General features: G+C 46.4%; 15 protein-coding genes and 1 pseudogene. 5 read left to right on the plus strand and 11 right to left on the minus strand.

From position 1 onward, the window contains the following. Positions 1-158: 158 nt before the first annotated feature. Positions 159-398, plus strand: coding sequence for a transporter suffix domain-containing protein (locus QUA03_RS06935; protein WP_333210777.1), 240 nt, complete (start codon positions 159-161; stop codon positions 396-398). A 69-nt stretch (positions 399-467) separates the two neighbouring features. On the opposite strand, the gene QUA03_RS06940 is transcribed toward QUA03_RS06935, so the two are convergent. Continuing rightward, positions 468-1,496 (minus strand): hypothetical protein, encoded by a 1,029-nt coding sequence (locus QUA03_RS06940; protein WP_333080450.1) that lies wholly within the window; start codon positions 1,494-1,496, stop codon positions 468-470. Positions 1,497-1,878: 382 nt separating this feature from the next. Here QUA03_RS06940 and QUA03_RS06945 point away from each other — a divergent pair. Beyond that, positions 1,879-2,046, plus strand: a pseudogene (locus tag QUA03_RS06945) (DUF433 domain-containing protein). 132 nt (positions 2,047-2,178) lie between these two features. After that, a complete protein-coding gene (locus QUA03_RS06950; RefSeq protein ID WP_333210779.1) occupies positions 2,179-4,299 on the plus strand; it encodes a pentapeptide repeat-containing protein in 2,121 nt (706 codons plus the stop codon). Between the two features lie 98 nt (positions 4,300-4,397). On the opposite strand, the gene QUA03_RS06955 is transcribed toward QUA03_RS06950, so the two are convergent. From QUA03_RS06955 to treZ, 8 genes are all read right to left on the minus strand, one after another. Next, positions 4,398-4,667 carry a hypothetical protein gene (locus QUA03_RS06955; RefSeq protein ID WP_333210782.1) on the minus strand — a complete coding sequence of 90 codons (270 nt, stop codon included), beginning with the start codon at positions 4,665-4,667 and terminating at the stop codon, positions 4,398-4,400. A 438-nt stretch (positions 4,668-5,105) separates the two neighbouring features. Further along, complete coding sequence (locus QUA03_RS06960) at positions 5,106-8,309, minus strand: efflux RND transporter permease subunit (RefSeq protein ID WP_333210784.1); 3,204 nt, start codon at positions 8,307-8,309, stop codon at positions 5,106-5,108. 187 nt (positions 8,310-8,496) lie between these two features. Then, positions 8,497-10,362, minus strand: a complete 1,866-nt coding sequence (locus tag QUA03_RS06965) for an efflux RND transporter periplasmic adaptor subunit (RefSeq protein WP_333210785.1) — start codon at positions 10,360-10,362, stop codon at positions 8,497-8,499. 265 nt (positions 10,363-10,627) lie between these two features. Continuing rightward, on the minus strand, positions 10,628-11,236 hold the full coding sequence (locus QUA03_RS06970) for a PadR family transcriptional regulator (protein WP_333210786.1): 609 nt from the start codon (positions 11,234-11,236) through the stop codon (positions 10,628-10,630). A 726-nt stretch (positions 11,237-11,962) separates the two neighbouring features. Then, the gene (locus QUA03_RS06975; RefSeq protein WP_333210788.1) at positions 11,963-12,475 is read right to left on the minus strand and encodes a DUF4112 domain-containing protein; all 513 of its coding nucleotides are present in this window, start codon (positions 12,473-12,475) and stop codon (positions 11,963-11,965) included. 197 nt (positions 12,476-12,672) lie between these two features. Next, complete coding sequence (gene dnaK, locus QUA03_RS06980; RefSeq protein ID WP_333210790.1) at positions 12,673-14,580, minus strand: molecular chaperone DnaK; 1,908 nt, start codon at positions 14,578-14,580, stop codon at positions 12,673-12,675. 662 nt (positions 14,581-15,242) lie between these two features. Then, on the minus strand, positions 15,243-18,038 hold the full coding sequence (gene treY, locus QUA03_RS06985) for a malto-oligosyltrehalose synthase (protein ID WP_333210856.1): 2,796 nt from the start codon (positions 18,036-18,038) through the stop codon (positions 15,243-15,245). Positions 18,039-18,481: 443 nt separating this feature from the next. Further along, on the minus strand, positions 18,482-20,305 hold the full coding sequence (treZ, locus tag QUA03_RS06990; protein WP_333210791.1) for a malto-oligosyltrehalose trehalohydrolase: 1,824 nt from the start codon (positions 20,303-20,305) through the stop codon (positions 18,482-18,484). A gap of 316 nt (positions 20,306-20,621) precedes the next feature. Here treZ and QUA03_RS06995 point away from each other — a divergent pair, with 316 nt between their 5' ends. Both QUA03_RS06995 and QUA03_RS07000 read left to right on the plus strand, forming a co-directional pair. After that, complete coding sequence (locus QUA03_RS06995; RefSeq protein ID WP_333210793.1) at positions 20,622-22,682, plus strand: amylo-alpha-1,6-glucosidase; 2,061 nt, start codon at positions 20,622-20,624, stop codon at positions 22,680-22,682. 46 nt (positions 22,683-22,728) lie between these two features. Then, positions 22,729-23,769 (plus strand): glucokinase, encoded by a 1,041-nt coding sequence (locus tag QUA03_RS07000; RefSeq protein WP_333210794.1) that lies wholly within the window; start codon positions 22,729-22,731, stop codon positions 23,767-23,769. Between the two features lie 87 nt (positions 23,770-23,856). Here QUA03_RS07000 and QUA03_RS07005 read toward each other — a convergent pair whose 3' ends face one another. Together QUA03_RS07005 and QUA03_RS07010 are read right to left on the minus strand one after the other, a co-directional pair. Beyond that, on the minus strand, positions 23,857-24,306 hold the full coding sequence (locus tag QUA03_RS07005) for an EVE domain-containing protein (RefSeq protein ID WP_333210795.1): 450 nt from the start codon (positions 24,304-24,306) through the stop codon (positions 23,857-23,859). A gap of 5 nt (positions 24,307-24,311) precedes the next feature. Then, positions 24,312-24,794 (minus strand): SRPBCC family protein, encoded by a 483-nt coding sequence (locus tag QUA03_RS07010; RefSeq protein WP_333210796.1) that lies wholly within the window; start codon positions 24,792-24,794, stop codon positions 24,312-24,314. Positions 24,795-24,851: the final 57 nt, after the last annotated feature.

The raw sequence follows: 24,851 nt of genomic DNA on the forward strand, positions 1-24,851 counted from the left end.
TCTGCCTCATTGTAGTTTTTTTTCCATGATTATGGGATGTTTGGTTTCACCCTTTTTTAATTCGCCAACAGTCTCTTGAAATCGCTACTATACAAACGAAGTTCACTCCAAGCGGACTAAGAGATAAAGGGGATATCAAATCTGTATTATGTGAATCTATGCAAAAGCTCGGTTTGTTTTTATTTATTCTATCTTTTCTACCGTGGTTGGCAGTTTTTTTTGTTGTGCCATTCCTGCCGCTGGACATTACCCAAAAAACTACTTTATCTTTCGTTCTGGCTGTTGGGGCAGAAGTTTGTTTTTGGATTAGCGTAGTGCTGTTGGGTAAAGAAGTAGTTACCAAATATCGGCGTTATTTGCATCCCCGATATCTTTGGAAAAAAACTTATAAATTTTAACCGTAGATGAACAGGGTTCGACGCAGATAATTAGCCGGATGTTGGCTTTTATCTGCGGTCAAACTTAAGCTATTCGCTGAAAATTTGCAAGCGGATAGAGCGTTCTCCGTCTCCAAAATCTACTTCAATCTTTTCTCCCGAAAGACTGTCTAAGCATCCCAAAAGCAACCGCAAATTGGGTGTACTTGCTCCTGTATCCACGTACAATCTATCTGCCAAACTGCCTAAACGCTTCCAAATTGTGTAGAGTTTGACTACTGTTTGTTCTAGCTGTGCTGCTTGTTTTACAACGTCGGCGGTGGTTCCCAAACAGCCGACTCTCAAAGATTCTTCTAAGGCCATTTCCATGTCTAAATGAGACTGATTTAGAGCTTGCACTTGGGCGGCGGCGTCGAGATATTTTGATAAGTTCTTGGCGTCTGAAGTTAGCTGTTTGACAGTATCTACGTCGGGATTTTCTGCTACTTCTTTTTGAATTTCGCTTTGGTGAGATGGGGAGAGTTTCTCCATTTCTTTGACTAAAGGAGCGAGGTAGCGGGAAGGTAAAGAACCGCTAGATGCTTTTTCTTTGACTTCTTCTGGCAATAAATCTGAGTTCATTGCCATCCATTCGTCGGAGAGTTGTTTGACTTCGCGGCGGGTGATGCGATCGCCACTTGCTGCGGCATCTGTTACCATTTGCTGCACTTCGGGAGATGCTTTGGCGGTTTCTACAAAGGCTCTTTTGCTGAAGTTTCTAATGGAATTTGGGTCTAAATCTCCTTGCTGGATCAGAGTATCGGCACTATTAGCTAATTCTATCAAAGAATAGGCTTGACTTTTGCCAATTTCTCTTTCTTTAAGCCAGTTCAAAAACCCTGTGCCGCGTCCTTCGCCACCTTTTTTTTCTCTGTCTCGGACTGTTCGGAGAATGCGTCCCCGCCAAATGTCGGTTTGCAAGTCGAAGCGATCGCACACTTTCCAGGCATTGTCAACCTGATTTTCAAAATCAAATTCTGGTATTTGTTCGTCTTCGGGGTCTGGTAATTGGAAATTGATATCGGTAAAGCCGTTGAGGGCTTCTGCAAGTTCTGCGGGATTTAGGGGGACTTCAGCCATTAGGAAAAATTTGTGTAGTGCAACAGCCGGTTTAATTGGTAACTTGCACGGGTTGACAGTTGAGACGCTATATGTAGCGGTAAGGTAGGCAAGATTTACCTACTAATAGAGCTTTTGTGCAAGTCATATCATTATTGCACGATGGGGTGCGATCGGCGAAAAGATCCCCAAAAAGACTCCGGGCACGCCCCTGATGGGAGTTGAGGGGAGTGCTGGCTGTGGGGCGATTGAGTTAAAGTGAATTAGGAAATTAAAGGAACTAATAAAATGCTGGAAACTACCAAACGTTAGGAGTGCTCTATCCCTTTTTTAGCCTAGAATTGAGAAAATAAGCTAAAGGAAAAGTGCCAGGTCAGAACAAGACATCGCTAATATCATTACGATCGAACCGGGGAAGCGAGGCGGGAAACCCTGTATTCGAGGTATGAGAATTACGGTGTATGATGTGTTGGAATATCTCGCTTTTGGGATGAGTTATGAATAAATATTAGATGATTTTCCCTATCTGACGCAACAGGATATTTTGGCTTGTTTAAGTTTTTTAAAATAGTTATCATATTATGTTTCAGTTATCACTGCTAATAATGATTGTATAGTAAGAGCGTAAGGCTCGCGAGCTAGAAGCTCGCACTGTAGTCGTAATTAATTGACCGGACATAATATTATCTCCCTGAGTGAAATCATGCCCAAAGACTTCTCCGGTAAAAATCTCCGAGGCCGCAATTTCAAAGGTCAAGACCTCACAGGTGCAAAATTCATCGGTGCCGACATCCGAGGCGCAAACTTCACCAATGCCATCCTCAAAGAAGCTGACTTCACCCGTGCCAAAGCTGGACTGCAACGTCGATGGACAATTTTTCTACTAACTATCTCGCTATTTCTATCGTTAATATCGGGATTGATGTCAGGCATAACTTCTTTTTGGGTAACATTGCTTTTCACTCCAGATAACATCAAACAGTACACCCTGATTCCAGGTGTCTTCCTGCTGATAGTTTTGGCAATCTTCTTTATTGTTACCGTGCACCAAGGTTTAGTGGCAGGGGAAGTGGCAATAGTAGTGGCAGCGGCAATGGTAGCGCCAGTGGCAAGGGTAGGGGCAGTGGCCGTGGCCGTGGCAGCGGCTGCGGGAGTGGCAATGGCAGCGGCAGTGGCAGGGGCAGTGGCAGGGGCAGCGGGAGTGGCAGTGGCAGTGGCGGTGGGAGGGGTAGGGGCAGGGGCAGTGGCAGTGGCAGTGGCAGGGGTAGGGGTAGGGGTAGGGGTAGGGGTAGTGGTAGTGGCAGCGGGAGTGGCAGTGGCAGTGGCAGTGGCAGTGGCAGTGGCAGGGGCAGGGGTAGCACTAGGTATTTACGTTGCTTGGCGTGCTCTGGCTGGGGATGAGAAACACGCCTTGATTCGCACCATTGCGATTGTCTTTGCCGCTACAGGTGGCACTAGCTTTCGCAATGCAGATCTAACTGATGCCAATTTCACTGAGGCAACCCTCAAAAGTACAGATTTGAGAACAGCCAATCTTACTCGCACTTGCTTCCGCAATACAGAAAAACTCGATCGCGCGCGAGTCGGTAATTCGATATTAGCTGATACCCGCGTCCGAGAATTACTCATCACTGGCAAGGGCTACAAAAAATCATATTTCGGTGCGAATCTCCAAGGAGCAAACCTGACAGGGGTTGATCTCAGCTATGCTAATCTCAAGCAGGCTAACCTCAGCGAAGCAACTTTGCATCAAGCTAATTTGGAATTCGCAAACCTGACTGAAACTCAAGCCTTAGCAACAGATTTTACAAAAGCTTATTTTACAGGTGCTTGTTTGGAAGCTTGGAACATTGACGCTAATACAAAGCTCGATCGCGTTAACTGTCGGTTTGTTTTTCTTCTAGAATATCCCCAACCGGAAACTGGCGATCGCGAACGCCGCCCTCACGACCCCAGTAAATGTTTTGAACCGGGGGATTTCGAGAAACTCTATAAAAAGATTATGGAAACTGTGCAAATCCTCCTCAAAGATGGGATTAACCCCGAAGCTTTTGTCGCCGCTTTTAAGAAGTTAATGCGAGAATTTCCAGACATTACACCCGAGTCAATTCAAGGAGTTGAGAAGAAAGAAAACGATGTTTTACTGACTCTCAAAGTTCCAGAAGGAACTGATAAGGGTAAAGTTGAGCAAATTTGGGACGAAGTTTATCAAGCAAGGCTAGAAGCTCAAATGCGAACCGAGCAATTAAAATCTAAAGATGAAATTATTGAAATAGAAAGACATAACTACCGTCTTTTTCAAGACTTTGTGAGAGGAGTGTTTAGTAAAAATTTTGAGCAAGATGAACTTTTAAAGTTGACTCGGCCATCTGTTGATGTTAGTATTACTAATACTAATACACCTCAATCTAAATTAGAGAGTACAGCTATGAACCCAACCAACAGCAACAACATCAATGCTAGAGATATTAATCAATCAACTTTAAATAGCAATATCAGCGGTACAGTTACCAACTCGATTAATCAGCTACCAGCTTCTCCTCAAAGTGATCAACCGGGAATCAAAGAATTATTGACTGAGTTACAAACAGCGATCGAGGCTGAAACTGATTTATCTGATGAGGATAAAGCTGAAGCCTTGGAACAGGTAAAAGCTTTGGCAGAAGTAGGGAAAAATCCCCAGGAAAGCACCATGCAAAAGACGGGGAAAACGGCAATGAAGATTCTGAAAGGGACTATTGCTGGTTTACCTAGCGCGGCGACGTTGGTAGAAGCTTGCAGTAAATTGTTGCCCGCGATCGCAAGTCTCTTACTTTTACCCTAAAATCCAATATCAACGCCCAGTAAGTAATGGTATTTTTAGGGCGGGCGAGACGCCCACCCCACGAATATTCTTCGCTTCAATCAAAATGACAGCGCAGCTTACCGTTCAGATTTTCTCGGCGGTGTACCGTTAGCCCGCGAACGACGGATCAGCACGCTCATCACCTGCTTCGGATTAGCCGCACGTTGTAGGGGACTCCAATCGCCGACTTCGGCAAATCCCAGCCGATACAAAGTGAGTATGGTTTCCCTGACTCCCTTCGGCGAACCGACAACCGTTAACAGCACCACTTCCTGTTCGCATACTGCTGCTGAGTCGTCATTTGGGCGATCGGACAAGTTGTCGTCAGGCACTAATTCCTGTGACATATTGTGTTCTCCTGGTTTTGGGTTTTCTAGGAAAACCCAAAAACCCAGCCGCCCCGCAGTTCAACACATAGCAGGGCGGCTACAGAGGATGTTAAGATACTCAGTTAGCCTCCAGACTGCTTGTACCAGTTTGGCGGTTAGCTGTCCATTGCTGTTCGTAGCAGCTTTGGGCAGTGCAACTAGATTTTTGGGCGACGCGGGCTGCCTCATCTACAAGCAAGCAACCTCTCACTTCAAAGCGTAGCCGCAGATGGGGGCCGCCGTCAATCGATTTTAGATTTTAGATTTTAGATTTTAGATTTGGGATTTGGGATTTGGGATTGAAGAATTGAACCCCGGACTAATCTGGGGACTTTGGGGGTTTTGATGCGGGATTGGCGGGTTTTGGGCGATCGCACCAATGAGACTCACAAAACGATCGCCTTTTCAACTTACCAACTACAACGGCGATACTTTATCGCGTTCAATCTCCTCGTGGTGAGTTGTTTTCCCGTTCAAAATTGTGCCATCATCGGGCGGATTTTGCGGGCGATCGCGCTTCCGAAAGCGATCGCGAGCCGAGACAACCACCACATACAGAACCGGCACTATAAACAAACTCAAGACAGTAGAAACAACCATCCCCCCCGCGATCGCATTCCCTAGCGATCGGCGACTGGCGGCACCCGCACCTTCTGGATTAACCAGAGGAGCAATACCCAAAATGAATGATAAAGAAGTCATCAAAATCGGTCGTAAACGCTCTTGAGAAGCCTCAACTGCCGCCTTAGCAATTGAATATCCCCGCTCCCGTAACTGGTTCGCAAACTCCACGATTAAAATCGCATTTTTACTAGCCAATCCAATCAACATCACCAAACCAATCTGGCAATAAACATCATTCGCCAAACCCCGCAACGACTGAGCTAAAAGCGCACCCAAAATCGCCAGAGGCACCGATAGCAAAATAATGAAAGGATCGACATAATTTTCGTACTGCGCCGCCAACACCAAGAACACAAAAATCAGCCCCAAACCGAAAATAATCGGTGCTTGACCGCCCGATTCAATTTCTTCTAAAGAACTCCCCGACCATTCATAGCCAAAACCCGAGGGTAACACTTGAGCCGACACCTTTTCCATCGATTTTAGCGCCTGTCCAGAACTCGCTCCCGGAGCCGGAGAGCCAGTAATTTCAATTGACCTATATAAATTGTAGTGGTTAACAGTTTGTGCCCCCACCACCGGAGTTATCTTCACCAAATTGCTCAAAGAAACCATTTCATTCTTTCCAGAACGCACATACAATTTCCCAATATCTTCAGGGTTATCACGAAACTGTTTATCCGCCTGAACATACACCCGATAATTGCGCTGCTGCAGGTTAAAATCGTTCACATACTGAGCACCCAGAGCCGTTTGTAACGTACTGAAAACATCATTAATCGGAATATCTAGAGCCTTAGCTCGATTGCGGTCAACCTCCACAATTAACTGAGGCGTATTCGCAGCAAATGTACTAAATACCGCTTGCAATCCCGGTGTCTGATTTGCCTGCTTCAAAATCCCGCCCATAGTCTGGACTAAGCCATCTAAACCGCCGTTACCTTTGCGGTCTTGCAATTGAAATTGGAAACCCCCAAATTGACCTAAACCTTGAATAGCCGGCGGATTCACTGGGAAAATTCTCGCTTCGGGAATCGAGAAAAACTTACCCCGCAACTTACCAATAATCGCTTGTACAGTTTGATCTTCTCCGTGACGTTCTTCCCAGGCTTTCAGCGTAGTAAATATAATGCCTTGATTAGAAGTGCTACCGCTAAAACCAAATCCACCCACTGAAAAAGTCCCGACAACTTCAGGAAGTTTGAGGATTTCTGCTTCTACTTGATCCATTACTTTCTGAGTGTATTGCAGCGAAACACCTTGGGGCCCTTGAATAATTGTCATAAAATAGCCCTGGTCTTCTTCCGGGATAAATGCTGTGGGGACTGATAAATAAAGCCAAGCTGTTACTCCCAGAGAAGCGATGAACACGAGGGTGACAATAGTCTTAATTCCTGTGAGAAATATTAACGATTTGCGATATTGCCGCTGTACCCAATCTAGAACTCCATTAAACCTGTCAAAAACCCAACCCAGCGGGCCCCCAAACTTCGGTCCTCGACGCAGTAATATTGCTGAAAGTGAGGGCGTGAGAGTAATAGCAATAAAGGTAGAAAGCAGGACGGAAAAAGCAATTGTTAGCGCAAATTGTTTATAAAGCGCTCCTGTAGTTCCGGGGAAAAATGCCACGGGTACGAACACTGCCATCAACACTAAAGAAGTCGCAATTACAGCGCTAAAAAGCTCCCGCATTGACTCAAAAGCCGCTTGGCGGGCATTCATCCCTTGGCGGATCAGGCGGTCAATATTTTCTACTACAATGATAGCGTCATCAACCACTAATCCCGTCGCTAATGTCAGACCAAACAGAGATAAACTGTTAATCGTAAATCCGAAAACTTTGATAAAGGCAAACGTCCCAATCAAAGAAATTGGAATTGTGATGATAGGAATAATAGTTGTGCGCCAGTCTTGCAAGAAAACAAAAATAACTATAACAACTAGCAAGACAGCTTCAAATAATGTCTTGACTACTTCTGCCATCGACTCTTCTACAAACAAAGTCGTGTCCAGCGCTACTCTATGTATCAAGCCCGGAGGGAAAGCAACCGCTAGTTTTTCCATTTCTGTCTTGACGGCATGGGCAACATTCAAAGCATTACTTCCAGGCAGTTGGTAAATCCCTAAACCTACTGCATCATTGCCTCGAAATCGCAGAAATGAGCTGTAATTCTCTGCCCCTAGTTCTGCTCTCCCCACATCTTTTAATTTAACTAACGTTCCATTGGTCTCTGTTTTGAGGACAATTTCTTCAAATTCTGCTGGTTCTTTGAGGCGACTTTCAGCACGCAAGTCAATTTGATACATTTGTCCCTGTGGAGCAGGTTCTTGACCAACTCTCCCAGCACCAACTTGCAAGTTTTGTTCGTTGAGAGCTCTCGTTACATCTTGCATTGTGAGACGGCGAGCTGCTAATTTATTAGGGTCTATCCACAAACGCATTGCATAGCGTCTTTCTCCAAAAATTCGCACGTCGCCCACACCTTTTACCCGTTTTAAGGCATCTGCTAAATATAGGTCAGCGTAGTTGCTTAAAAAGATGGTGTCGTATTCTTTATTTTCGGTAAATAAACCGATCGCTAATAGGAGACTTGTAGATTGTTTGGTAACTCTAACTCCTGTGCGTTGTACGGCATCTGGTAATTGGGGTTGAGCAACTGCAACTCGATTTTGAACATCGACGCCGGCAATGTCTTTGTTGCGCGATGAATCAAAGGTAGCTGTAATGGTGCTGGTGCCATCGTTACTACTACTGGAAGTTAGATATTTTAGTCCTTCAACCCCGTTGATTTGCCTTTCTAGGATGTTGGTAACGGCATTTTCGACAATTTCAGCACTCGCCCCGCTATAGTTAGCTGTGACGTTGATTTGGGTAGGGCTAATGTCGGGGAAGCGCTCGATAGGTATGCTGGGGATGCTGATTGCCCCTACCAAGATAATAATTAAGGCGCAGACGCTAGCAAAGACTGGTCGTTTAATAAAGAAATCTGCAAACATTATTTGGGTAATGGGTAGTTGTTAGTTGATAATTCGTAATTTCTAATTTCTAATTAGACTTACGTCAAAAATTAAAATTTCCCCTTTTTTAATAGCTGAGCAATCAAGTAGTTTCACATACAGTACGTAGTTGCGCTTGTGCGCTCTTAAGAAGTGAATTAAGAGTGCTAAAGCGCAACAACATACCTTATTTTTTGCTTCCTACTGGTAATTTTTCCCCAGCTTTTTCCCCTTCCTCTTGAGCCATAATCGGAACACCGTCTGTCAGGTTAAGGATGCCTGCGGTAACAATTTTTTCCCCGGCTTTCAAACCTTGAATAACTTGATAATTATTCCCCTCAATGGCTCCCAATTTCACGGATTTTTGTCGCGCTACTAAAGGTGGCATCCCAGGTTTTGGCTGTTCCGGCTTTTGAGCTGTGAAGACAAAAGTTTCCCCACCTAAGCGAGTGACTGCTGTTACTGGAACTAAAATTCCGGGGTTCTGTTTCCAGATGACTTTAGCTTTTACAAACTGGAGATTAAGCAGTTCGCCGGTGGGGTTGGGAAAGGTGGCTTTAGCTAAAATTGTTTGGGAATTGGCGCTGACGTTGGGGGAGATAAAACTGATTTGACCTTGGGCGATCGCCTTACCTTGAGCGTCGAGCATTTGTACTGGCAGCCCTAAGCGTAATTGAGGCTGCCGTTCCAAAGGAATTGATAACCGCAAATCTAGCAATTGGTTCTCAGTCAGGGTGGCAAGGGCATCACCTTTTTGCAAGTAATCACCTACTTTCACTGGTATGTCGCCGATGACTCCTGCGAAGGGCGCGATGACGGCAGTTTCTTGTAGTTGTACTTCAAAGCCGCGCACTTGAGCGGCGGCCTCGGCAACTTGCGCTTCAGCTTGATCGAGCTGTTCTTGGCGAGTGCCGTTGGCTAACTGCGCTAATCTGCTCTTGGCTTGTGCAACTTCTGCTTCGGCTTTGGCTATTTCCTCTGGGCGCGAACCGTTTTGCAATTGCCGCAAAGCTTGCCGCTGCTGTTGCAAGGCTGCTGTCCGGCGCTCGATCTCGGCTTGTCTGTTCTTTTGTCGCTGCTCAAACCGCCTTTGAGCTTCTCGGAGGTTGGCTTTGGCGCTGCCTTCTTTTTGGGTGTATTGCTCAAGAGTGTTGGCAGATTCTGCACCTTCTCTTGCCAATGCCTGATATCTGGCAAGCTGCTGGGTGGCTAATTTTGCTTCGGCTGTGCTTGCTTCTATTTGCGCTCTTGCTTGGGCGATGTCTTCTAAGAGGCTACCTGTTTGGGCATCGGCGAGGTCAGCTTCAGCTTGGCTAACGCGGGCTTGGGCTTGACCAATTTCTTCTGGCCGAGAGCCCGATCGCAGTTGGGCGAGGTTGGCTTGGGCTTGCGCGACTTGGGCTTGAGCTTGGGCGATTTCTTCGGGCCTGGTTCCTGCTTGCAACTCGGCTAAGTGGGATTGAGCGCGGATCAGGTTGGCTTGAGATTGCCTCAAGTCAGCTTGGGCGCTGTCGCTTTTCATGCGGGCGATGGCTTGTCCTTTGTTTATGAAGTCCCCGGATTTGACAAAAATCTCGGTGACTAGCCCTTCTGCTTCGGGTTTGATTTCTACCGAACGCTTGGCCTCTAAGCTGCTGACAAATTCGGAGGCTTCTTGGACTGAGCTGGTTTGTACGGCTGCGAGCTTGACTGGTATGCCTGGGGGTTGGGCTGCTGCTGCCGGTTGCTGTGCGCGATTATGACCCGATTGCCACGAGTACCAGCCGAAACCTGCTGCGCCTGTGGCGATCGCGATCGCGGCAATTAGGGGCCAGCGCGATCGGGGTTTAGCAGCACGTTCGGGGCGATCGGCAACGGCTGCAAAATCTTCTGGTTGATCGCTGTCTGCATCGGTTGGGTGCAGTTCGGGTTTAGCAACAGGTTGGGGGCGATCGGCAACGGTGGCAGAATCCTGCGGTCGATCGTTGTCTGCATCAATTGGGTGCAGTTCCGGTGTGGGAGATTTTTGCTTTTCAGCTTCAACGACGGATTCTGGGGATTTAGAATAACTCATTGGCAGCACCACTTAGATTTTTTTTAACTTCTGACTGAGACTTGGGCGAAATCTTTGATTTTCCGGCGTTCCTCTCAAACATGGGGGAATAAGGACAAGGGATTTTAAAGATGATGGAATCGGGAAAGTCTCTTTTTAATGAGGTTGGAGTATGTGCAGGGCTTTAGTCTCATCACAGTTAGCCCAGCCTGATGGTGATTATTTTTAGGAAAGCTTCTTGTTATTTCTCAAAAGTTACGATGGCAGGCAAGATTGCACATCCTTCTTATGACTCACCTGAGTGGGTGAGTTGGAAAGATTTTTCCTTGGAGTCGGCGGATTTAGCGAAGGTTGGGGAGTCACGCACTCCGGCGAGCGCACTTTTTTCCTTGGCTAGTTGCTCGGTTAACCACTCTATCTCTGACGCCAGCACTGACTTGCAGCGATCGCGAGAGGCAAATTGATAGTCATCTGTTAGTGGATATTCGCTCTTGAGACTTTCGATGTAGTCTTGCCGGGTGTAGCAGGCTCGCAAGCGGTGTTCCAATAGCTTCAGCCGTTCAGCAGGCTCTAAGTCGCCAAAAAAGAAAAACTTGATTTGGAACCGGGAACCACTGTTAACCCAGCTTTCTTGAGGGTGTTCGAGCATTTTTTGCCGCCAGAGTTCGCGCCCTTGGGCGGTAATTCCGTAGATTTTGCGCGGACATCCCGCATCTCCGGCTTCTTCGGCAATTGTCGCAATCTGGCCTCGCTCTTCCAAGCGCTTCAGGAGTGGGTAAATCGCTCCATAGTTGACGCTGATGCAACTGCTCATAAACAGCTCCAGTTTTTGCTTTAGCCGATAGCCGTGCATGGGTTGCAACTGTAGCAGTCCAAGGGCTGATAATTCAAGCATTTATATCAATTTGATATTATAGTCTGGATTATATCACTATATCGGATTCAAGGGCGATCGGGTCAATCGATTTTAGATTTTAGATTTTAGATTTTCGATTGACTTGCGCGAGATAAATGCGGGGGCTTGAGGATTTTCGATTTTCGATTTGGGATTGATTCCACGGATAGATCACGTGGCGGGTACCATCAAGAAATTCCTGGTCACTACCTAGTTTCAAAGAAAATTGACACTTGAGTACATAGTTAATAAATTTTGTCAATCCCCTTAAGATATACTTTTCAATATCTAGAGTGAATTTTTTTGTGGAACAGGCATCTTGCCTGTTCTTGAGAGTGGTGCAATATCTCAGATTTATGCCACATATCTCTTCTTGGCAAGAGGATCAGAACCTTTATTGGTAGGGGTTGGTTGAATTTTTCAACATTGATGGCAGCCACTGTTTTTTCGTAGCCAATAATCCTCTTGTTTCTCTTAAGTATTGCTGCGAAAAAAGGGTGTGTTTTCTTTCCAATCTCCCTGTTTTTAATCTACGGATATGTGATATATTCGCTCTTTTTTTTGACTCGTAAAAAAAGCAACGCACCTATGGATACTTAAACCTAGATGTTTTTTGTCAGTTCGCAATCATCCTCAAAGAGGATTTTTTAGGAAAACTTTTCCGATTATATGCTATCACTATGAATGACATAAAGAGAGGGATTTATCTTGCTCATCAAACCCAATTTAACGCCCTGTAATTACTTGAAATAGCCAGCCCAAAAGCATCACGCTCAAGAAAATCACGCCTCCGACAATTAATATCAAACCCAACAGCAACGCCGCCACAAATAGCCAATCGGCTTTTTTGCCTTGTTCAGGGGAACCTAAATGAGCATCCAGCAATTCTATATTTTTGACATTAGCTTTCCAAGCAACATCCAACAAATCTCCGGCTACCGGTACAGTACCAGCCACTGTATCAAACACGATATTAGCTGCCATTTTTACTAAGGTCTCTTGAGGCACTCCCATTTGAGCGGATTTGAAGACAACATATCCTGCAAAAATTGAACTGATTACATCGCCGCCGCCCGGTATCAGTCCCAGTATAGGATCGAGTCCGATGCGGTACTTTGTGCCGGGAATCGGAATTGCATTGTCTAGTAAATGGCTGATCCGGCGCAGTCGGCGCAAGGATGCTACATGAGATGGGCTGGGGTTATTTGGGGAGGAACTTTGTATAGGAGAACGTGACATTTAATGGCTCTCGATTGCGATATTACTGCTAGTTTATGATATTTATTGAAGCATATTCAATTTTTTTCACTATGCCTCAAGCAGATTTTTACTGATTTTGGGCGATCGCCTTTTGTTTGTTTTTGAATGCACAGAAACCCGGTTTCTGTTCAAAACCGGGTTTCTTGCTTCTAGCTGGGGGCTTTTAATTTAGCCTGTTATTTGTTGCCTTCAGTGAAGTCGGCGTCAATCACGTCGTCGCCGCCGCCTGTCGGGCCACCGTCTCCGTAGCCGCCGGGGCCACCAGGGCCGTCAGTTGGGCCGCCTGCTTGCTGGTACAGGTTGCTGCTGACAGCGTAGAATGCTTGCTGCAACTCTGTTGTTAGGGTTTTGATGCGATCGTCATCTTCACTACCAATGGCCTCGCGCAAGTCTTTGAGCAACCCTTCAATCTTAGTTTTGTCATCAGCGGGAACTTTATCGCCCAATTCTGCTAACTGCTTCTCGATTTGATAGGCTTGAGAATCAGCTTGGTTTTTGCGATCGATCCTTTCGCGACGTTCCTTGTCAGCAGAAGCATTGGATTCGGCTTCCTTCACCATGCGCTCGACTTCATTGCTGGGCAAAGTAGAAGCACCAGTAATGCTAATCGATTGCTCCTTGCCAGTACCTTTATCCTTAGCAGCTACATTCAAAATACCGTTAGCATCGATATCGAAAGTAACTTCAATTTGAGGTACGCCACGGGGGGCTGGTGGAACTCCATCTAAGCGGAAGGTTCCCAAATCCTTGTTATCATTCGCCATTTCCCGTTCGCCTTGCAAAACGTGAATTTCCACGTTTGTTTGGCCGTCTACAGCAGTCGAGAAAGTTTCCGACTTCTTGGTAGGAATAGTGGTGTTGCGGGGAATGATTTTGGTCATCACGCCACCCAAGGTTTCGACGCCGAGAGACAGCGGAGTAACGTCGAGCAACAAGATGTCTTTGACTTCGCCGGAGAGTACGCCGGCTTGAATTGCTGCACCGACTGCGACCACTTCATCCGGGTTTACCGTTTGGTTGGGGTCTTTGCCGAGGATTTTTTTGACCAGTTCTTGCACCGCAGGAATGCGTGTAGAACCACCAACTAAGACGACTTCATTAATTGCAGATTTGTCTAACTTGGCGTCGCGGATCGCATTTTCTACGGGGATGCGAGAGCGATCGATCAAATCCGAGCACAGTTCTTCAAACTTGCCCCGCGTCAAAGTCGTGTCCAAGTGTTTTGGCCCGTCTTGAGTCGCGGTAATAAACGGCAGGTTGATTTCTGCTTGGGTAACGCTTGAAAGCTCAATCTTGGCTTTTTCTGCAGCTTCCGTCAGGCGTTGCAGTGCTTGTTTGTCTTTGCGAAGATCAATGCCTTCGGCTCTTTGGAATTCATTAGCGATGAAATCAACAATTTTTTTATCGAAATCGTCACCGCCGAGGTGAGTGTCTCCAGAAGTTGCTAACACTTCAAACACGCCGTCGCCTACTTCGAGAATAGATACGTCGAAAGTACCGCCACCTAAGTCAAATACGAGGATGGTTTCGTTGCTCTTTTTATCTAACCCGTAAGCTAAAGCTGCTGCTGTAGGTTCGTTAATAATCCGCAGCACTTCTATACCGGCAATTTTTCCCGCGTCTTTCGTAGCTTGGCGCTGGGAGTCGTTAAAGTAAGCGGGAACAGTAATTACCGCTTGGGTAACAGTTTCGCCGAGGTATTTGCTGGCGTCTTCTACGAGTTTGCGGAGAACTTGTGCAGAAATTTCTTCTGGGGCAAATTGCTTGCCACGGGCGGGACAGTCTAGTTTGAGGCTGTTGCCGACTTTGAGAACTTTGTAGGAAACTTCAGTGGTTTCGTGGGTTACTTCATCAACCCGACGCCCGATAAACCGTTTTACTGAGTAAAAGGTGTTTTCGGCGTTCATCACGGCTTGACGCTTGGCGATTTGTCCGACAAGTTGATCCCCATTTTTAGCGTATGCTACTACAGAAGGTGTGGTGCGACCCCCTTCGGCGTTGGCTATGACGGTGGGTTTGCCGCCTTCCATAACTGCGACGCAGGAGTTTGTCGTACCTAAGTCAATTCCAACTACTTTTCCCATAGGGGTGTTCCGGCTCCAATCTCTACAAAATTTTGGTTTTCTATCTGTGTGATAGTCTGGTTATTCAGGACTGCGATTTCACCTGTGGGGGGTGTACGGATAGTGAGTCCTGCTTTAATACAGTCTTAGATAGGTGCTTATCTCTATACTGCGGGTGGTTAGACCAGGCGATGAAGGCGTGTTTACCGAACCTTTTGGGGGACGGTTGCATTCATGAGGTTTACACCGCTACAGTTGTTGACTGCTTTTCTTTACTCTTCCTAATGTACGGTGTGCGATCGATTCGGGTATTGTGGCAAACCGTATACGTTGTGTTGTGTTTGCCGTCTTATGTGTATAAATTTTGTTTGGTTGGTAGGGGCGATCGGTTTTTTGGCTTCAAATCAGGTTTAATATCATTTCCGGTTACACCGGAATGATGTTGACGGTTGACGGTTGACAGTGAACAGCGAACAGCGAACAGCGAACAGCGAACTCGAATTTACTATTCCGATGCTAACGGATTTGATATAACATCAATTCTAAAAAGGGACAGGGCAATGCCCTGTCCCTACCCGTTTACTTCCAGGCTGTGCCTGAGAAAGAATATTTTATTGAGGAAGAGCCTCAAGTCCGCCTCGTGGGAATCTCGGAAAATTAGTGAATTTTCCAGCTTTTCATTGCTATTTTTTACCGATCAGCAGAGCTGCAGGAAAGTAACTGAGAGCGTCACCAATTGCCAAAGTACTGTTACTTTCTACCGCCTGATTTGTAATTGCATCTTTCCAAACCGACGGCATTTGCTCGGATAATTTCAAATTAGTATCTTTCCAAACTTGTTTGCCGATCGGCATTTCTTCCGGTTTGACAATTCCCGTCAAAAACCGGGGAGCAATGACAATAACTGTAGTCTCTCCAAAGCTTCTGGCAAAGGCAACAACATTATCTTTAAAAGTGCCAACCGCTTCCAGGGGCAGATAATCGCCAGATTGAAAAACTTGCAAGTATTTTTTTCTCGCTTCTAGCGCTCTTGCCGTCAAAAACAACTTAATTCTCGCGTCTTCTCGCGTCGCAATCAAATCTTCAACCAGTTGCAAAATATCCGTCTGAGCTTGTTCTTTAATTTCCCGCAAAACCTCGATTCTGCGCTCAAAATCCACGGGACGGCGGTTATCGGGATCGACGTGGCTTAAATCCCAGAATTCCGTCCCTTGATAAATGTCGGGAACGCCCGGAGCCGTGATTTTCAGCAGCGTTTGAGATAAAGAATTGAAAATTCCGTAATTAGCTACTTTTTTACAGAAAGGTGTAAATTTGTTGAGAAACTGATTTTGTTCCGAAGGTTCGAGAACGGTATCGACAAAGGTCATAAAACCAGCTTCGTAATCGTTATCCGGTCTCAGCCAAGCCGTATAAACTTTTGCTTCGCGGACAGCTTTAATCACATAATCTTTCAGGCGATCGACATAATCAGTGTTTTCAATTCCCTCAAAGGGAAAACTGCCGAGCAGAGTTTGGTACAGGAAGTATTCGTCATTAGTATCTGGAACCATTCGATTCGCAAAGTTGACTTTCTTAGAAGAGTTTACCTCTCTCCAAGACCTGACTTGCTGTTCCCATTCATCGGGAATTTCTGACAAAACGTTTATTCTGGCTCGCACATCTTCGCCGCGTTTGGTATCGTGGGTAGCTGTAGCATTCATTTTGTGCGGCCAAGCGACTTGCTGTTGTTTGTTGAACTCGTGAAAATCTCCCAGCGACACGCCGAACTGACTGGGATTTCCTCCCACTTCGTTGAGGGATAAAAGCCGATAGTAGACGTATAAAAGCGTGTCTTCAACGCCTTTTGCCATTAATGGGCCCGTCAACTGCTGGAGTTTCATTACAAAGTGCCGACGCTGCTCTTTTTGTTCTGGTGTTAGAGTTTCTTCTTCTTCCAGTAACAGCACCGTTTCGATAAATTTAAGTTCCTTGAGGAGTCGGGGTGCTTGTTGTTTGGCATGGGCGATCGCATATTGTACGTAAGTGCGATCGGACTCTCTCAAACCGTCTTGATTGATGTAAGTTCGGTAGACTGGAAAAATTGTCAAAACAGCCGCCAATGCTTTTTCCAAACCGGGACGAGTAAAGTCATTTCCCTGTCTCGACTGACCGGAGATATTCTTCAAAAGTTGAGCTAGATTGTCTACATCTCCCGCCAAGTTTTTCTCAACAATCAGTCCTTTTTTATCTAAAAATAACTGTTCATAGGGAACATTCAAGCGAGTAAATCTCTGATATATTTCGCTAAATTGCTGTTCGCGATCGCACCGACAAAAAACGCCGTTTACGTAATTCAAAAAGTCGTAGCCGCTCGTTCCCTCAATTGGCCAATATGACGGCAAATCTTCTTCGTGTTCCAGAATTTTTTCAACAGTAATGTAAGTATCTCCGACCTTCTCCCGGAGCCGTTTCAAATATTCTGTGGGGTCGTAAAGCCCGTCGATGTGGTCGATTCTCAATCCGGTAAACTTTCCCTCATCAACCATGTCGAATATCAGAGCATGGTTTTTGTGAAAAACTTTAATCTCTTCAACTTTTACCGAAATAAGCTCGTTGACCGTAAAAAACCTTCGGTAGTTAATTTCTTCTGCCCCCACTTTCCAGAAAGACAGACGGTAAAACTGCTCGGAAAGCAAATCGTCTAGCAGATTAAAGCTTTCGGCATTCCCCTTTTCTCCGTTAAAAACTTTGATATTTTCATCAATGAATTCCTGTACAAGGGGATTTTGGTTGTAGAGTTCCCACAGCAGCCCTTTGACAAAAGCTATCTGATCGTATCGGGTTTTACCTTTAGTTTCTGAAGGTGTATTTTTAATCAAATAAAGAATTCCTAAAAACTTGATAAAATCTGGATGGCGTCTGCCTAATTCTCTGGCTAAATGCCCCAAATTATGACTAATAAATTTAGCATAAGATTCAATTCTTACGGGCAATTGTAAGCTATAATAATTGATGCTCAGCCCATTTTCGCTGTATTTGAGTTGAATCTCGCCATTTTCCAAACACTCTCCATAAAAATTGCCCAGCAGCGGAGCCAGCACTCGACCTCTGAGATGTTCGTAAGCATGATTCCATTCAATATCAAAGTAATCGAAATAGTCGGAATCTGGCCCGTGTTCCAATACGTCTAACAGCAGCAAATTTTGAGTGTCGTAAGCCATGTGGTTCGGGACAATATCTTGCAGCCATCCCATGTTCCGTTTCTTGATTTCGTATGTGAGGGCTTCAAAATTTTCTGAAGTTCCCAATTCGGGATTGAGCTGATTTGAGTCAACGACATCGTATCCGTGAGAGCTGCCTTTTCTGGCTTTAAATATCGGTGAAGCGTAAAGGTCGGTAATTCCTAAATCTTCTAGATAACTAAGGATTTGTTTGGCGGCTTCAAAGTTAAAACCTCCATGAAATTGAATCCGATAAGTTGTTGTGGGAATTCTCATCATGTTAATTTTACTCCTGGTTTTTTAGGGTTTTCTCTTTTAATATATGAGGCAGAGCCTCCTCTACTGCATTCCCCGGCAGAGGCCATTGGTGTCAACTTAAGACTGAAACCCCTGATAAATCTCGCTTTTAACCCAGTCTCGATCCCCCTAAATCCCCCTTAATAAGGGGGACTTTGATAAGATTCCTGTCCCCCCCTTATTAAGGGGGGCTAGGGGGGATCGAGCCCTAATCGTCAGACAGCAGACCGATACTACGTTTAACGTTAAGTTGTCACCAATGGGCAGAGGCTGGGAACGAGAGAGGCTCTGCCTCCCGTTTCTTGTTAGACTACATTCCGCGGCGTAGCCTGAGAACGAACGAGAGAGGTTCTGCCTCCTGTTGCTTGTTCCTAGGCTCTGCCTGGGAGCGCCTGTATTTGAGGCTCTGCCTCCCGTTTTAATTACTCTAATTCATAGAGTGCAAAACTATGCGGTTTAATGGTCAATTTTTGCTCTGAAGTTATCTTTTCAGGCAAGCTAGAACCTGAACCCATCCATTTTTCATCAGCAGAGTCTAAAATTTTGTGACCGTTGCCTTGGGGCAGTGCAGCCGTAAAAGCAACATCTTGCGTGTTGAAGTTTAGAATGCAGAATATCTGGCTGTCATCTGTCCAGCGACGTAGAAATAAGATTTTTTCTGCTTCAATGTTGGACACTTCTAGACTGTTTTTGTCGAGTTTTTTAAGCGCTGGTATTGTCCGCCGCAGTTGAATCAAATGTTGGTGCCATTCCCAAAGGATTTTGTGTTTGCCTTCGGTTTGTTTTTCCCAGTTTAACTTACACTTATCGAAAGTCTCAGGACTCTGGGGGTCGTGAAACTTGCCTCGGCCTTCAAAGATTTTAAATTCTTGTTGTTTGTCCTTGCGGATAGCTTCAATTAAGTTTTCGTCCGAGTGGGAAACGAAGTAAAAAAACGGTGCTTCTTCTCCGTATTCTTCTCCCATAAAAAAGAAGGGAATGTAGGGAGAAATTAAGACGGTGCCGGCTGCGAGTTTCAATCCTTCAAAGTCAACTATTTTGGATAGTCTGTCTCCCAAAATACGGTTGCCGATTTGGTCGTGGGTTTGGGCAAACACCAGAAATTTATGACCCGGTTCATCCTTAACAGAATTGCCGTGTCTCCGCTTTCTGTGGGGGGCGTACTGGCCGGAGTAAACAAAGCTTTCTTTGAATGCTTTTTCTAAGTGTTCGCACTTGCCGAAATCTTGGTAGTATCGGTCGTTTTCTCCGGTGAGCAAGGCGTGCAGTGCGTGGTGGAAATCATCGCACCATTGGGCGTCTAATCCGAAGCCACCGAGTTCTTTAGGACGTATTGTGCGGACATCATTTAAGTCACTTTCGGCTATTAAGTAAAGTTGCCGTCCTAGTTCTTGGGAAATATCGGCTGTGGCATCGGATAGTTCTTGTAAAAAAGGTCTTGCACCGACTTCAAATATTGCTTGAATTGCATCTAATCTCAGGGCATCGATGTGATAATCTCGAAACCAGTAGAGGGCGTTTTCAATAAAGTAGTTGCGTACGCCGTCGCTGTAGGCATCGTCGAAGTTTAATGGGTCTCCCCAAATCGAGCCGTATTTTGATGTAAAGTAGGGGCCGAAGTCCCTGAGATAATTTCCTTCGGGGCCGAGGTGGTTGTAAACTACATCGAGAATTACTGAAATACCGTGTTCGTGGCAGGCGTTGACGAGTGTTTTGAAGCCTTCGGGGCCGCCGTAGGAGTTTTGAACCGCGTAGGGATATACGCCGTCATATCCCCAGTTTCTATCGCCAGGAAATTGGGCTACTGGCATTATTTCGATGGCGTTGATTCCCAATTCTTTAAGTTGTTTTAGCTGGGGAATTATTGTTTCAAATGTTCCGGCTTGGGTGAAGGTGCCGACGTGCAGTTCGTAAATAATCATTTCGGCTAGTGGCACGCCTTGCCAATTTGTGTCAGTCCAAGTAAAAATATTTTCATCTATTACTTGCGACGGAGCGTGTACGCCTTGGGGTTGATATTTTGAGGCTGGGTCTGGTCGGTCGGTTTTTCCTTCGATTTGGTAAGTGTAAAGGGTTCCTGGTTCGATGTCTGTAGCTGTGGTTCGCCAATAACCTTCTGCCGATTGTTCCAGAGGTATCAGGCGTTTTTTTGGGGAAACAATTTGGACTGCCATTTGTTTGAGGGTGGGCGCCCAAACGGTAAATTCACATTGGTTATTGCCGAGGTAATTTGCTCCTATCTTCACTTTGAGCTGTTCTCCTTATAAAATAGGTTTGTAGTTCGATCGCCCGACGCGCTATCAAATGCTTGCCCTTAACGTTCAGCGCCTGTTTAGACGGTAATATTACTTAATATAACAAACAACTAACTTTAGACAGAGGCATCAAAGGGGAAAATTGGGTACGGGGCAAAATTAGCGGTTGGTTAGGCTTAAATTAGAGCAGGAATCGGCACGGGGCCGATCGCCAAATTAACGGCCTGCAAGCGTTAATATTTCTAGTTGATATCATGTCGAAAATCTACCTAAAGGTAGGTCAAAAATCAGCGCGAGTGTGGACTTTATGGTTATGGCTTTTGGACGGGAAATCTGCTGCAATCTCGACTCGGCGGAGTCTCGCGAGTGGTTGGTCACAAACGGGATCGGCGGTTACGCTAGCGGGACGATCGCAAATCTCCTCACCCGCCGCTATCACGGCTTGCTGGTAGCCGCCCTCAAACCCCCGCTGGGACGCACTTTGATGCTCGCCAAGCTGGACGAGACGGCGGTGTATCACGATCGCGCATATCCGCTTTATACAAACCGCTGGGCCGACGCGACGATGGAACCCCACGGCTACAAATACATCGAAAGCTTTCACCTCGAAGGCACGACGCCTGTTTGGAGGTTTGCTCTCGCGGACGCTATCCTGGAAAAGCGAATTTGGATGCAGCAAGGTGCTAACACAACATATATTCAATACCGCCTGCACCGTGCCTCACAACCGATCGCCCTCGCTGTCAAAGCCCTAGTCAACTACCGCGACTACCACCACACGACGAGCGTCGGCGACTGGCCGATGAGCCTACAGACCTTAGAAAGCGGGGTTTGCGTGACTGCATTTCCCAAGTCTGTACCCCTGTACCTGCTGACGGATGTCGAACCAGAGGCCAACTTTCGAGTTTCTACGCCTTTATACAATTGGCATTACGGATTTGACCTAGCAGCCGAAAAGCGGCGCGGATTGGACTGCTGCGAGGATCACTTGCACGCGGCGACTTTTCACATGACGATCGCACCGGGAAGTTCTCTCACATTGATAGCCAGCACCGAGAAAAATACCGAACTCAACGGCGGTACAGCTTTAGAAGAGCGCCGCACTTATGACCAACAACTGCTGCAAAACTGGTCAAAAGTGAGCGAATCTCCCGACTGGATCAATCACTTAGTGCTCGCAGCCGACCAATTTATCGTCAGCCGCCCGCTACCGGAGGAACCCGCAGGCAAAACGATTATCGCTGGATATCCCTGGTTCAGCGACTGGGGGCGCGACACGACGATCGCCCTACCCGGTCTCACAATCTGTACGGGGCGATGGGAAATTGCGCGATCGATTTTGCAGACATTTGCGCGGTATGTCGATCGGGGGATGCTGCCGAACCGCTTCCCGGATGCGGGTGGCGAACCGGAATACAACACCGCAGACGCCACTCTGTGGTACTTTGAGGCAATTCGCGCTTATATCGATGCCACGGGGGACGAGGAACTTTTGAGCGAACTCTGGCCTACTTTATGTGAGATTGTAGATTGGCACATACAGGGAACTCGGTATAACATTCGCCTCGATCCCGATGACGGTTTAGTCTACGCGGGCGAAACCGGCGTGCAACTGACTTGGATGGACGCGAAAATCGGCGATTGGGTGGTGACGCCTCGGATTGGTAAGCCGATCGAACTCAGCGCGCTTTGGTACAATGCTATACAAGCTATGGCAAGTTTTGCTCGAAAACTGGGCAAGCCTCACAATGAATACCAGCAATTGGGCGATCGAACGGCCGCCGGATTTCCTCGCTTCTGGAACGCCTCAACCGGTTACTGTTACGACGTTCTGGACGGCCCAGACGGACACGATAGCTCCCTGCGGCCCAACCAAATATTCGCCGTTTCCCTGCCCCTAGACTCGATTCCTCCTCACTCCGCCAACTCCTTGTCAGCGGGGCTGCGCCAGGAAACCCGCTATACACCGTTACTGACGCCCATCCAGCAGCGCGGCGTGGTGGACTGCTGCGCTCAACAGCTTCTGACTTCTGTCGGCCTCCGCAGCCTCTCGCCGCAGCACCCGCAATATCGCGGCGCATACGGAGGCGACCAATTCCAGCGCGACAGCGCCTACCACCAGGGCACAGTTTGGGGCTGGCTGATTGGCCCGTTTGTCTTGGCGCACTTGCACGTATACAAAAACCCAGCACAAGCTCGCGAATTCCTAGAACCTATGGCACATCATATAAGAGCCGGCGGAGTTGGCAGTCTGGGCGAAATTTTTGAAGGCGACGCCCCCCACTTGCCGCGGGGCTGCACGGCTCAAGCTTGGACAGTGGCTGAGGTGCTGCGGGCTTGGTTGGCAATTAATACTGTGGGTGTTTAAATGGTGTTTAAATGGGGAATGTTATCTTTGGTGGAAAAAGAGATTTATGGCATTATTATTAGCGGGCGATATTGGCGGAACTAAGACAATTTTGCGCTTGGTGGAAAGGACTGTTAACGGTGAAATGAACGCTCTTTACGAGTTCCGCTATCCGAGCGGGGAGTTTCCCGATTTAGTACCGATGGTGCAGCAGTTTTTGACGGAAGCTGCTATGAAATTGGATTTTGCGCCATTGCCTGAAAAAGCTTGTTTTGCGATCGCAGGCCCGGTGGTTAACAACAGCGCAAAACTGACTAATTTGCCTTGGCGCTTGGATGCGAAACGTCTGGAACAGGAATTAGGAATATCACACGTTAGTTTAATTAATGATTTTGTCGCTGTTGGCTACGGCGTGTGCGGTTTGGATGCTACAGATTTGCAGACTTTGCAAGTTGGAAAACCCCGACAAGACGCTCCAATTGCTGTGATTGGTGCGGGTACTGGTTTGGGAAATTGTTTTGCTATTCCCGACGTAAATGGGGTGAGGGTTTTTTCTTCGGAAGGGGGACACGGTGACTTTGCGCCGCGATCGGAGTTAGAGTTTGAATTGCTGAATTATTTGTTGGCAAAACACGACATTCCCAGAATATCGATCGAGCGTGTGGTTTCGGGACAGGGAATTGTAGCCATTTACCAGTTCTTGCGGGACAGAAAATTTGCCCCGGAATCAGCGGAGGTAGGAGAAATTATCAAACAATGGGAGTCAGAAGTCGGGAAAACTGAGAAGACGGTCGATCCGGGGGCGACAATTGCACAGGCGGCACTCAAAAAGTGCGATCGGCTTTCCGAACAAACAATGCAAATGTTTGTAGAAGCTTACGGCGCTGTCGCAGGAAATATGGCTGTGTCACTTTTACCTTACGGTGGTTTGTACATAGCTGGCGGCATCGCTCCTAAAATTTTGCCACTGATTCAAGAAGGGGGTTTTATGCGAGCTTTTACCCACAAAGGCCGGATGGATTCGCTGTTAGAAATGATGCCGGTGAGATTGGTTTTAAATGATAATGTAGGGTTAATTGGAGCCGCAGTTTGTGCGGCCGGTCTTTAGTTAATAATAATTGTATGGTGCGTCAGCTTTAAGCTTCTAGATTGTTGAAGAAATAACGCTCTGCTGGCGCACCATATTTAGGTAGAGTTATGTCATCTTCAAAATCTTCTCAGCCGCACTTTCAGATACCGGCATCACCGATAACCGATTGCCTTTCCTCACCAGCAAAATCTCATCAGCACTAAACTTTTGTTTCAGTTCATCCAAAGATATTAACTTAGCAAACTCTTCAACAAACTCCACTTTCACAGTTTGCCAGCGAGGAGCATCAAACTGCGATTTAGGGTCATAATATCCGCTATTCATATCAAACTGACTCGGATCAGCAATCCCAGATTCAATGACGCGCATTAACCCGGCAATTCCCGGTATTTGAGTATTAGAATGGTAAAAAAATACTAAATCTCCCCGACTCATTTCTCGCATAAAATTGCGCGCTTGATAGTTGCGAACGCCATCCCAAATGGAAGTGCGATCGCCCTTCAAATCCGCAATACTATAAACATCCGGTTCCGACTTCATCAGCCAATAATTCATACAATCTATTCGCTTGGATTAGCCAAATATTCTTTAATTTTCTCTAAACACTGCTGCATAGCTTTTTGCATAAAAATCTGAACGAGCAACAACCCAACGGGATAGAATACCGGAGAAGTCAGCATAAAATAAAACTCCCAATCAATCCGAGTTCCCTTTGCTGTGGCAGTGAAATTCCAATCTCCGCCACCAGACTCAATGAGTAGAGAAATCGGAAACTTAAACCCTCTAACCAGTCGGTAGGCTTGTCTTTCTGGCTTTTTGAAAGTAATGATTTCTTCATCAATCACCGAAGTGTCAGCATTTTCTATCCGCCGCACGCCGCCTTCACGCATTTCTCCACCATCTGCCATCTCAGCTTTAATAATTGCTGGAATTGGGCCATATCCGCGAAAGACTTTGGGCAGATTTGATAGGGACGTAACAAAATCAAAGACTACTTCAGGCGATGCAGCAATTTCTACTACTGCGTTGGTTTTAACTAACATTTATCTCTCCAATGATCTGATTTGATAAGGAACTGTGAGTTAAAAAGGCGTAATTTT

It is taken from the genome of Microcoleus sp. S36b_A4 (assembly GCF_036700645.1).
Lineage (GTDB): Bacteria > Cyanobacteriota > Cyanobacteriia > Cyanobacteriales > Microcoleaceae > Microcoleus.